Below are 11,587 nucleotides of genomic sequence, written 5' to 3'. Positions count from 1 at the left end.
GTGTTGAGGTGGGTGATGAGGGGGGCGATGGTGGTGTTGTGGCGGGTGTGGGTGTCCCAGTCGCGGGGGCGGTACTGGTATTTCTCCGAGTCGCGGTATTCCTCGCTGCCGGGGCGTACGGGGGTGTTCTCGCAGAGTTCGTAGCCGCTGTAGATGCCCCAGGTGGGGGACAGGAGGGCGGCGAGGATGGCGCGGATCTCGAAGGCGGGGCGGCCGCCGTGCTGGAGGTATTGGTGGAGGATGTCGGGGGTGTTGGTGAACAGGTTGGGTCGCATGTAGGTGGCGGCGGGGCCGGTGAGTTCGGTGAGGTGGCGGGTGAGTTCGTCGGGGGCGTTGCGCCAGGTGAAGTAGGTGTAGGACTGGTGGAACCCGATTTTGGCCAGGGTGTGCATGACGGCGGGGCGGGTGAAGGCTTCGGCTAGGAACAGCACGTCGGGGTCGGTGGTGTTGATGTCGGCCAGGAGCCGTTCCCAGAAGGCGATGGGTTTGGTGTGGGGGTTGTCGACGCGGAAGATGCGGACGCCGTGGTTCATCCAGTGCCGTAGGACGCGGAGGATTTCGTTGTAGAGGCCGTCGGGGTCGTGGTCGAAGTTGAGGGGGTAGATGTCCTGGTATTTCTTGGGCGGGTTCTCGGCGTAGGCGATCGAACCGTCGGCGCGGGTGGTGAACCATTCGGGGTGCTGGGTGACCCAGGGGTGGTCGGGGGAGCATTGCAGGGCCAGGTCGAGGGCGATTTCGAGGCCGTGGGTGGCGGCGTGGGCGACGAAGGCGTCGAAGTCGTCGATGGTGCCCAGGTCGGGGTGGATGGTGTCGTGGCCGCCGTGGGGTGAGCCGATGGCCCAGGGGGAGCCGGGGTCATACGGTCCGGCGTCCAGGGTGTTGTTGGGGCCTTTGCGGAAGGTGGTGCCGATGGGGTGGATGGGCGGCAGGTAGATGACGTCGAAGCCCATGTCGGCGATGGCGGGCAGGCGTTTCATCGCGGTGCGCAGGGTGCCGGAGGTGGGGCCGCGGCGTCCCATGGGGTCGAAGGCGGCGCCTTCGGAGCGGGGGAAGAACTCGTACCAGGCGCCGTACAGGGCGCGCTGGCGGTGCACGGTCAGCGGGTACCAGTCGCTCACCGTCAGCAGGTCCCGCAGCGGATACCGCTCCAGCACGTCCAGCACCGCCGCGTCGTCGGCCGCCGCGAGCCGTTCGAGCGCGTCCACGTCCTCGTCCGACATGAGCCGGGCGAGGCGGGCGAGCGTGCGGCGGTCCTTCGGCGGCACGTCCCGCGCGGCGCGCATGAACAACGCCACCCCTTCGGCGAGCATCAGCTCGACGTCCTGGCCGCGGGGCACCTTGATCTGAGCGTCATGCCACCAGTGCGCGATCGGATCGCCCCACGCCTCCACCCGGAACGACCACGAACCCATCCCCGTCGGCGTCACCCACGCCGCCCACCGATCCAGCCCCTGACCGACCTCGGCCATCCGCTGCCCCGGCAGCACCTCACCGTCCGGCGTGCGCAACACCACCGCCGCACCCAGCATCTCGTGCCCCTCACGGAACACCGTCGCCGACACCTCGACCGTCTCACCCACCACGGCCTTGGCCGGCCACCGGCCACACCCCACCACCGGCGCGACGTCCAGAATCGGGATGCGACCGAGCCTCGGAATGCCGGTCCCGTTGGACGATCCGGACTCGACGTGCATAGGCCACCCCTACCCCTGCGGGACTTCCGAAACGTCCCATGCCCGCGAACCGGCGCCTACCGTCCTGTAGTTTCCGATAACTTTGCGCGGCCATCCGGACACCCTGGGTGAGAGCCGCTCAGAGTACCCGATCCGCGAGTTCACACCGTGCCGGGAACCTGTTCATGCGGGGCATCGCTCAGTTCAAGAGCGGCCCTCGAAGCGGCCGGTTCGGGGAGGCTCACCTCTCCGGCTGTCGCACCATCGGAGCACACCGCATAGCGTGACGTTGTGTGAAGGCAATCCGACGATTCACGGTACGCACCGTCCTTCCGGAGCCGCTCCGGCAGCTTGAGGAACTCGTCCTCAACCTCCGGTGGTCCTGGCACCACGAGACGCTCGACCTGTTCCGCGCCGTGGACCCGGCGCTGTGGCAAGCCGTCCATCACGACCCGGTCAGGCTGCTGGGCGAGGTCGCGCCGGAGCGGCTGGAGCGCCTGGCGGACGACCGGCGGTTCCTGCGCCGTCTGCAGGACACCGCCGAAGACCTGCGCGAATACCTGACGGCGCCGCGCTGGTACCAGTCGCGGGCCGACGGGCCCTCCTGCATCGCCTACTTCTCGCCCGAGTACGGGATCACCGCCGCGCTGCCGCAGTACTCCGGCGGCCTCGGCATCCTGGCCGGCGACCACCTCAAGACGGCCAGCGACCTCGGCGTCCCCATCCTCGGCGTCGGGCTGCTGTACCGGCACGGCTACTTCTCGCAGTCGCTGTCGCCGGACGGCTGGCAGCTGGAGCGCTACCCGCCGATCGACCCGAACGGGCTGCCGCTCACCCTCCTGCGCGAGCGGGACGGGACGCCGGTGCGGATCGTCATCGGCCTCCCGAAAGGCAGGGGACTGCAGGCGCAGGTATGGATCGCGCGCGTCGGACGCGTCCCGCAGCTGCTCCTCGACTCCGACGTGGAGGAGAACGACCAGTCCGCGCGGGACGTCACCGACCGCCTGTACGGGGGCGGCGGCGACCACCGGCTGCTGCAGGAGATGCTGCTCGGCATCGGCGGCGTGCGGGCCATCCGCGCGTACTGCCGCATCACCGGGCATCCGGAGCCCGAGGTGTTCCACACCAACGAGGGGCACGCCGGCTTCCTCGGCCTGGAACGCATCCGCGAACTGGTCTCGGAGGACGGGCTCACGTTCGACGAGTCACTGGAGGCGACCCGGGCCAGCACGGTGTTCACGACGCACACGCCCGTCCCGGCCGGCATCGACCGGTTCCCGCGCGAGCTGATCAGCCGCTACTTCGGCGGCGTGAACGAGACGGAGCAGGTGCCCGTCGAGCGGGTCCTCGCGCTCGGCGCCGAGGACTACCCCGGCGGCGACCGCACCGTGTTCAACATGGCGGTGATGGGGATGCGGCTGGCGCAGCGCGTCAACGGCGTCAGCGAGCTGCACGGCGAGGTCAGCCGCGAGATGTTCGGCGGGCTGTGGGGCGGCTTCGACACCGCCGAGGTCCCGGTCGGGTCGATCACCAACGGCGTCCACGCCGGCACCTGGGTGGCGCGCGAGGTGCTGGAGTTCACCGCGCGCGAGCTGCCGTCCGTGATGGAGTCCGGGCGCGGCTGGGAAGGCGTCCGCGACGTCCCCGAACCGGAGATCTGGCGGATGCGCGCCCTGCTGCGGAGGCGGCTCGTGCAGGACGCGCGGCGCCGGCTCCGCGAGTCGTGGCGGCAGCGCGGCGCCAGCGAGGCCGAGATCTCCTGGATCGACGACGCCCTCGACCCGGACGTGCTGACGATCGGGTTCGCGCGGCGCGTCCCGTCGTACAAGCGGCTGACGCTGATGATGAGCGACCCAGACCGGCTCCGCTCGATCCTGCTGGACCCGGACCGTCCCGTGCAGATCGTCATCGCGGGCAAGGCGCACCCGGCCGACGAGGGCGGCAAGCGGCTCATCCAGGACATCGTGCGGTTCGCCGGGTCCGAGGACGTCCGGCACCGGATCGTGTTCCTGCCCGACTACGACATGGCGCTCGGGCAGCTCATGGTGCAGGGCTGCGACGTGTGGATGAACAACCCGCTGCGCCCGCTGGAGGCGTGCGGCACGTCCGGGATGAAGGCGGCGCTGAACGGCGCGCTGAACCTGTCGATCCTCGACGGCTGGTGGGACGAGTGGTACGACGGCCAGAACGGCTGGGCAGTCCCGTCCGCCGACGGCCTCGCCGCGCCCGACCGCCGCGACGAGCTGGAGGCCGCCGCGCTGTACGAGCTGATCGAGGACCACGTCGCGGTCACCTTCTACGACCGGGACTCGGCGGGCCTGCCGCGCCGCTGGCTGGAGATGGTCAAGCACACCATCGCCACCCTCGGCCCGAAGGTCCTCGCCACCCGGATGCTGCGCGACTACGTCGAGGAGCTGTACGTCCCGGCGGCGGCGTCCGAGCGCGCCATGGTCGCCGACAAGTTCGCGGGCGCGCGGACGCTGGCGGCGTGGAAGCAGCGGGTCCGTCAGGCGTGGCCGGGCGTCGCCGTCGAGCACGTCGAGTCCACCGGGGAGGAGAGCCCGCAGGTGGGCGCGCGGCTGTCGGTGCGGGTCGTCGTCGACCTCGGTGGCCTCGACCCGGGCGACGTCGCCGTGGAGGCCGTCTACGGCCGGGTCGACGACTCCGACGCGCTGATCGACCCGTCCCACCTGGAGCTGGACCGTGCCGGCCCGGCGGAGGACGGCCGGATCCGGTACGTCGGGGAGGTGCCGCTCGGACGCAGCGGCGCGTTCGGCTACAGCGTCCGCGTGGTGCCGAGCCATCCGATGCTGTCGGGACGGGCCGAGATGGGCCTGGTCGCGCTGCCGCCCGCCCCCCAGGGCATGACCAACGGCGACCTGCGCTAGGGCGGTCTCCTCCTCCGGCTGTTGGGCCTCGGAGTAGGGTCCGGGGGCCCTGGCCCGCTCACCGCGTGCGGGTTATTTTCAGCGCATGCCCCGCACAGGTGAATTATCGGCACGTAGTGGCGACAAAGGTGAAGGCGCCATCGCGTATGTGGCGATCATCGCGGTCATTTCCGTTCTGGTAGTGGCCACGCTGAACGTCATACCGCGATATGTGGGTTCGCATATCGAGTCCGCCATCTGCTCGCTGTTCGACGGCGAAGACTGCAAATCGCCGAAGGCGGCGCCTCCCGGACCGCCGCCCGCGAGCCAATGCGTGGTCGCTTCCGACATTTCCGATGAGACCGAGAGCCACAGAATCCTGGGAGTGGGGAGCGAGTCCAGCAGTTCCCGGCAGGTCGACCGGCAGGGCGACGGCGGGATCTCGGTCTCGACCAGTGACGAGTCGGGCTTCGGCGTGCGGGCGGACGTGTGGATCGAGGGCGACCTACCCGGCATCGTGGAGATGAACGTGGGAATCGGCGGCGGCCTTTTGTGGACCAATTCCGACCAGGACAAGTTCACGTTCACCGATGATGACCAGATGAACCGGTTCTACGGTCGCGTCGAGCGGGAGTCGTACGAGCTCCTCGACGAGGGCGGTTTCGAAGCCCTGGACGAGCTCGGGGATGTGCCGTTCGAGGTCGCCGAGGACATGGGGATCCCCTACACCCACATCGACGCGAGCGGACCGAGCGCGTTCGCCGAGGTCTCCGGCGAACTGGCACCGGACACCGGGACTCCCGTGGGCCGGGTGTACGACGGTGTTCTGGAGGGCGAGCATTCCAGGCTCATCGGCACGTCGGAGTCCGTCGACGCGGACGGAAGAATGACCACCGGGGAATACTACTCGATCACCAACGAACTGAGCGGTGCTTTGAACACGGGCGTGACCCTGTCGGTGGACGGGAGGGTCGTCGAGGGGACCGTCGCCGGGACCGCCGGTCCCAATCTCAGTACCTCGCAAAGCAATATCGTCCATATCGAATACGACGAGGACGGCAACCCGGAGCGGATCAACTCGACGACCACCACCCAGTTCCACACCGGAGTTCAGGGGACCATCGCCGTGGGAGTGGACGTTGATTCAGTGAATCCCACAGGCCAGGTCACCGGAGGGGCCGAGTACGAGCACACCGAGTACGTGCAGAACGGTGATGTCACGGTCACGAGCACCACACTCGAAATTCCGCCGGACATGCGCGACCGGTTCCGCGACACCTCTCCCCAGGATTGGTCAGGGCAGGACTTCGACTTCACCGAACTGCAGGAGAGCGCCGATATCTCCAGCACCATCCAGCGCTACGACTCCCATATCGACGGCGACGAGGACGGCTTCAGCCTCCCCATCGGGGTCGGGGTGCCGGGCCTGGAGGTCGGCGGCACACCCGTCGACTGGGGCAGCACCACCGAGACGAACCAGATGGGCCTGGAAGCCGCCTCCTACCGCGACCCGGTCACCGGAGAATGGCGGGACTGGGTGACGTGCCGGGAACGCGACTGATGGCGGCCGGTGGTTCCGCCCTCCTGCCGGCCGGGCTGCTGCTCGCCGGCGCCCTCTCGGTCGCGGGCTGCGGCGGCGGCTCCGAGCCCGCGCGGACGCCGGCCGCGCAGCCGCGGCCCGCGGAACAGCACTCCGCGGCGGCGGGCCTGGCCGTGCACCGGGGCAAGGGCTACACGGTCGGCTACCCCGGGGACTGGCGACCCGACCCGGAGCGCGAGATCTTCCCTTCCGCCGTGTTCGAGGTCACGGCACCCGCCGCCGGCGGGCCCGCGGCGTCGCTGTCGGTGTTCACCGAGTCCGAGACCCGCTCGATCGAGCGGCTGCTGCGGGGGTTCATCGCGCGCAGCAAGCGGTCCCGCGACTTCCGGCTGCTCGAACGCAGGGAACTCGACACCGGCGCCTACGGCGGACGGGACGCCCACGTGGTCCGGAAGGCGTACACCGCCTCCGGCAGGGACGGGCCGGGCGAACCCGTGCGCCAGGTCGACCTGTTCGTGCGGGTGTCCCGCACCTCGATCGTGAACGTGCGCATGCTCTTCTCCGCCGAGCGCTACGACTCGTCCCAGCGCCAGATCAGCGCGGTGCTCGGCTCGTTCCGGGTCCCGTCATGAGGGGCGCGCCGGAGGCGGGGTGGCCGCGCGGGCTCCTCGTCGCCGTGGCCACGGTCGCGGCGGCCACGGCGCTCCTGCGCTCCCCGCTCGGTGAGTGGGGGCTGGACACGATGCTCAGGGCGGACGGCGAACCCCCGGCGAGCACCGCCGCCTTCACCGCCGCGGCCTGGCTGATGGCCGCGGCGGCGGGAGTCCGCGCGGCGGTGCCGGGCGGCGGGCCGCCCGGCCGGGCCGAGGCGTCCACGGCCGCCATCGCCGTCACGACGGCGCTCGCGCTCCTCGCCCCGCTGACGCTCCTCGCCGCCGGGCCCGACCTCACGTCCTTCGGCGGATTCCTCCGTGGCGTGCTGGCTCTCGAACTGGCCGTCGTGGCCGGCGGGCTCGCCGGGCTGGTCTGCGTGCGCCGGGCCGTGCCCGGCCCGGTGGTCCTGGCCGCGGCACTGTTCCTGCTGCTCGCGCTGGGCGCCCGGGCCGTCGTGATCGGCGTCTTCGAGCCGGTGCCCCTGATCGATCCGGCCGGGCAGGTGACCGAGCGGGCCCTGGACGCGCTGCGCGGCCAGGAGCGCTGGCTCCCCGTCGCCTCCGGCGCCGCGGCCCTTCTCGCGACCGCGGGCTGCGCACTCGCGATCGGCCGCGCCCCCGTCCCCCTCCTGCTGATGGCGGCGGCGCCGACCCTGGTGCGCGCTGCGGGTGCCCTGCTGGGAGCCCTGTGGGCCGGGACGCCCGTGCTGACGGCCGGAACCGCCGCGGAGTGGTTCTACCCCGCCCTCGGCGCCGCGGCCGGGACGCTCACCGGGCTCACCCGAGCCCGAGCGCGACGACCGGCACCGGCCCCGCGCTCCCGGGCCGGACACGACCCCGCGCGATGACCCCCACCATGGCGACCGCTAAGCCGGCCCGTCTTCCTCCATCTCGTCCTCGTCGTCGGGCGGGTCGGCCGCCTGCCAGGCCGCGACGATGAGGGGGAGCGCGACGTGCGTCAGCAGCATGGCGAACAGGATCAGGAAGAGCGCCGCGCCGGGGATGTACGACTCGCGGCCGTCGCGGTCGGCGGTCATGGTCACCAGCAGCACGGCGAACAGCACGAAGGTCGTGGCCCGGTGGGCGGCCGCGTACGCGCGGAGCCGCGCGGTGAGCTGGCGCTCGTCCAGCTCGTGCTCGCGCTTGGTCGTCAGCCCGCGGGTCAGCGCGATCAGCTGCCCCGCGAGCGGGATCCCGATCAGCAGCAGCACGCCCAGGATGACGAAGTTGGCGATCATCGCCGTGTCGCTGGGGGCCAGCACCCAGGACACCGCGGCGTCCACCCAGAGCAGGCTCAGCGTCACCGCGCTCGCTCCGGCCAGCACCCGGCGCGGGCGCCGGCGGGCGTAGCGGGCGGGCAGCGGATGCTCGTCGAGGGCGGCCACGCGTTCGGCGCGCCTGCCGCGGGACCGCTCCAGCCACCGTGCCGGGCGGTTCCTCATCGCATGTCTCCGATCTTCGGGAACGGGTTCAGGGAGAAGACGACCTCCACCGGCACCTCGAAGTACGCGGCGATGCGCAGGGCCAGGTGCAGGCTCGGGCTGTACTCGCCGCGTTCCAGATACCCGATCGTCTGGTAGTGCACGTTCAGAGCCTTCGCCAGGTCGCGGCGCGAGACGCCGCGCTCGGCCCTCAGCACCGCGATCCGGTTGTGGACCTGTTCCTTGTCCGCCTTGCCCTCCACCGCCACCGGCCCAGTCTCCCGCAGCCGGCGATCAGTACGCGCCCTGGGAGGCCCGGCGCTCCTGGCGCTCGGCCAGCCGCGCGCCGGACTCGCGCCGCGCCGCCCGCAGCAGCAGCCACGGCGCCAGCACCAGGCCCGCGGCGGCCCAGGCCCCGAGGACCGCCGCTGTCTCCGGCAGGCGCCAGCTCGCGCCGATCTCGGCGACCGCCATCGAGTCGGGCAGGAACACCGACCGGAAGCCGAGGCCCTGCCAGTACAGCGGGAAGACCTGCGCGGCCCACTGCACCGGCTCCGGCATCCGCGTCACCGGGAACATCACCCCGGAGATGAGCATGAGGGCCATCAGCGGCAGCGACAGGATGCTCGCGGCGTTGCGCGGCCCGGGCAGCAGGGCCCCGATCGCCGCGCCGATCGGGACGACCGACAGCGTGCCGAGCGCCAGCACCCAGCCCAGGGTCAGCCAGTCGCCGGGCGACGACGGCAGGCTGAGCCCGGCGAACGCCGCGCCCGCGACCAGCATCAGCAGCACGTAACCGGCGATCTGCAGCAGCACCGACACCGCGCGCCCGACCAGGTAGGCGGAGGGGCCGCCGGGCACCGTCCGCAGCCGCAGCAGCGTGCCCTCCTCCCGGTCCGCCGAGATCCCCATCGGCAGGTTCATCAGCGCCGCCGAGAACAGGGAGAACGCGACGAATCCGGCCGTCATCAGGACCGCCTGGGACTGCCCCGTACCCTCCACGATCGTGTCGCCCTGCCAGCGGACCAGCAGCACATAGATCCCGACGGTGCCGATCAGCGCGGAGACCAGCTCCCTGCGGTTGCGCAGGAAGTGCACGTGCTCCGCCCAACCCCGGCGCATTCCGATCCTCAACGCGCGGGTGCTCACGCGGCCCTCCCGTCCTCGAAGTCCCCGGCGGAGCCGGCGATCGGCCCGGCCGCCCCCGCGACCAGGTCGAGGTAGCTCTGCTCCAGCGACGGCCGCCGGACCTCCAGGCCCGGGACCGGCCCGCCGAACCGCCGGTGCAGCTCGAAGGCCAACCGGGACGGGTCGGACGTGCGCTCGGTGCGCGGCGCCCCGCCCTCGATCCAGCTCACCTCCGACGCGGCCTGCACGACCGACGCGAGCCCGGACGGGGTGCCGCAGACGGTCACGGCGCCCCCGACGAGGATCGCGATGCGGTCGGCGAGCCGCTCGGCCTCGGCGAGGTCGTGCGTCGTCAGCAGGACGGTCATGCCCTCGTCGCGCGCCAGCCGCTCGATCAGCTCGTGGAACTCCCTGCGGGCCTGCGGGTCGAAGCCGCTGGTCGGTTCGTCCAGGAACAGCAGCTCGGGCCGCCCCACGATGCCGAGCGCCACGTCCAGCCTGCGGCGCTGCCCGCCCGACAGCCGCCCGACCGTCTGCCCGGCCTGCTCGCCGAGCCCCATGACGGCGAGCAGCTCGTCCGGATCACGCGGACGCTCGTAGAAGCCGGCGATGTGCGCGAGCAGCTGCCGGACGCCCCAGCGGGGGTGGTCCTGCCAGTTCTGCAGGACGATCCCGAGCCGCGCCCGCCAGGCGTCGCCGCCCTTGCCGGGGTCGGCGCCGAGCACCGTGGCCTCGCCGGACGAGCGGCGCCGGAACCCTTCAAGGATCTCGATCGTGGTCGTCTTCCCGGCCCCGTTCGGCCCGAGCAGCGCCACCACCTCGCCCGCCCGGACGTCGAGATCGACGCCGCGCAGCACCTCGTCGCGCCCGTACCGCATCCGCACGTCCCGCGCCCGGATCACCGTCCCGTCCATGCACACCCCCTGCTACAGGTGATTGGGGAACTTGGATCGTTCACCGTATCGATACAACTGATGATAGTAGAAGTACTACATTCGGTCGCAGTCCTGCAAGCGTTCGGGTCCTGAAAGGATGGGCGGATGGGAATGTCGCGCCTGGAGGACACCCGTCTCGGCCGGGCCGTCCGCTGGCCGCCGCGGGGCCGCTACGCCGACGCTCTCGTGGCCCTGGGATGCCTGCTCGTGTCGGTCCTCAGCGTCCTGCCGGAGGAGAAGGACGACCGCGCGATCATGCCCGAGCTGGCCTGGCCGCTGCTGGTCATCGCGTGCTCGGCGATGTACCTCCGCCGGCGGTATCCCGTCGTCGTGGCGGCCGTCACGCTCGTCGCGGTCGGGCTCTACTACCCGCTCACCGAGCCCGACGGCCTCGTCATCATCACGCTGGTCATAGCCCTGTACACGGCGGCGGCGGAGGGGCACCTCGCGGCGGCGGCCGTGGTCGCGGGCGTCGCGCTGGCCGCGACCGCCTACGGGAACCGGGGCGAGGCCGACCATCTCCAGGACGCGGCCGGATTCCTGCTCGTCGGCTGGTTCGTCGCGGTCATCGCCATCGGCGGCGTCGTCCGCAACCGGCGCGCCTACCTGCGGGAGGCCGACGAACGCGCCCGGGTCGCCGAACGCGGCCGGGAACTGGAGGCGCGCCGCCGCGCCATCGAGGAACGGCTGCGCATCGCCCGCGAACTGCACGACGTCCTCGGCCACAACATCTCACTGATCAACGTGCAGGCCACGGCCGCCCTGCACGGCCTGCGCCGCGAGCCGGAACGCGCCGAGGACGCCCTCACCGCGATCAAGCAGGCCAGCAAGGACACCCTCCGCGAGATGCGCGCCACCCTCGGCGTCCTGCGCCAGGTCGACGAGGCCGCCCCGGTCGCCCCCGCACCCGGCCTGGCCCGGCTGGACGAGCTGACCGACGGCATCACGCACGCCGGTCTCACCGTGCGCACCGAGACCGAAGGCGAGCCGCGCCCCCTGCCCACCGAGACCGACCTCGCCGCGTACCGCATCGTCCAGGAGGCCCTCACCAACGTGACCCGCCACTCCAACGCCGCCACCGCCGCCGTCCGCATCCGCTACGGCGACACCGACGTGACCGTAACGGTGGAGGACGACGGCGACACCACCACCGCACCCGCCGAGGACGGCACCGGCATCCGCGGCATGCGCGACCGCGCCAAGGCCCTGGGCGGCACCTTGGACGCCGGCCCCCGCCCCGAGGGCGGCTTCACCGTCCGCGCCCGCCTCCCCGCCTAGACCGCGCTCCGATCAGTCCGTCAGAGGGATCGATCGCCCTCGTCGTCCTGGCCGGCGAGGGCCTCGTAGGCGGGGGCGAGGACGTCGGGGAG

At 71.8% G+C, this 11,587-nt stretch carries 10 protein-coding genes; 5 read left to right on the top strand and 5 right to left on the bottom strand.

All coding sequences use genetic code 11. From position 1 onward, the window contains the following. A partial coding sequence (locus tag E1285_RS38535) for an alpha-1,4-glucan--maltose-1-phosphate maltosyltransferase (protein WP_132159546.1) occupies positions 1 to 1,694 on the bottom strand: 1,694 nt, incomplete at its 3' end. 272 nt (positions 1,695 to 1,966) lie between these two features. Here E1285_RS38535 and glgP point away from each other — a divergent pair. The 4 genes from glgP (at position 1,967) to E1285_RS38515 (ending at position 7,581) form a co-directional block, all read left to right on the top strand. After that, positions 1,967 to 4,561, top strand: coding sequence for an alpha-glucan family phosphorylase (gene glgP / locus E1285_RS38530; RefSeq protein WP_132159545.1), 2,595 nt, complete (start codon positions 1,967 to 1,969; stop codon positions 4,559 to 4,561). Between the two features lie 364 nt (positions 4,562 to 4,925). After that, positions 4,926 to 6,101 (top strand): hypothetical protein, encoded by a 1,176-nt coding sequence (locus E1285_RS38525; RefSeq protein ID WP_132159544.1) that lies wholly within the window; start codon positions 4,926 to 4,928, stop codon positions 6,099 to 6,101. Continuing rightward, positions 6,083 to 6,712 (top strand): hypothetical protein, encoded by a 630-nt coding sequence (locus E1285_RS38520; RefSeq protein ID WP_132159543.1) that lies wholly within the window; start codon positions 6,083 to 6,085, stop codon positions 6,710 to 6,712. Before E1285_RS38525 ends, E1285_RS38520 begins: the two co-directional genes overlap by 19 nt. Beyond that, positions 6,709 to 7,581, top strand: a complete 873-nt coding sequence (locus E1285_RS38515) for a hypothetical protein (RefSeq protein WP_132159542.1) — start codon at positions 6,709 to 6,711, stop codon at positions 7,579 to 7,581. The genes E1285_RS38520 and E1285_RS38515 overlap by 4 nt, the downstream gene beginning before the upstream one ends. 18 nt (positions 7,582 to 7,599) lie before the next feature. Here E1285_RS38515 and E1285_RS38510 read toward each other — a convergent pair whose 3' ends face one another. From E1285_RS38510 to E1285_RS38495, 4 genes are read right to left on the bottom strand one after another with little or no spacing between them, the layout of a single operon-like run. After that, positions 7,600 to 8,175 (bottom strand): hypothetical protein, encoded by a 576-nt coding sequence (locus E1285_RS38510; protein ID WP_132159541.1) that lies wholly within the window; start codon positions 8,173 to 8,175, stop codon positions 7,600 to 7,602. Next, entirely contained in the window at positions 8,172 to 8,423 is a 252-nt protein-coding gene (locus tag E1285_RS38505; RefSeq protein ID WP_207947126.1) for a helix-turn-helix transcriptional regulator, read from the bottom strand. Before E1285_RS38505 ends, E1285_RS38510 begins: the two co-directional genes overlap by 4 nt. A 25-nt stretch (positions 8,424 to 8,448) precedes the next feature. Beyond that, a complete protein-coding gene (locus E1285_RS38500; RefSeq protein ID WP_132159540.1) occupies positions 8,449 to 9,276 on the bottom strand; it encodes an ABC transporter permease in 828 nt (275 codons plus the stop codon). Between the two features lie 23 nt (positions 9,277 to 9,299). Beyond that, on the bottom strand, positions 9,300 to 10,196 hold the full coding sequence (locus E1285_RS38495) for an ABC transporter ATP-binding protein (protein ID WP_132159539.1): 897 nt from the start codon (positions 10,194 to 10,196) through the stop codon (positions 9,300 to 9,302). Between the two features lie 126 nt (positions 10,197 to 10,322). Between E1285_RS38495 and E1285_RS38490 the strand changes: the two genes are divergently transcribed. Continuing rightward, positions 10,323 to 11,495, top strand: coding sequence for a sensor histidine kinase (locus E1285_RS38490; RefSeq protein ID WP_207947125.1), 1,173 nt, complete (start codon positions 10,323 to 10,325; stop codon positions 11,493 to 11,495). Positions 11,496 to 11,587 lie beyond the last annotated feature (92 nt).

This window comes from Actinomadura sp. 7K507, assembly GCF_004348425.1.
Lineage (GTDB): Bacteria > Actinomycetota > Actinomycetes > Streptosporangiales > Streptosporangiaceae > Spirillospora.
The sequence above is the reverse complement of the archived record's forward strand: the minus strand, read 5'-3'. Positions and strand labels throughout refer to the sequence as shown.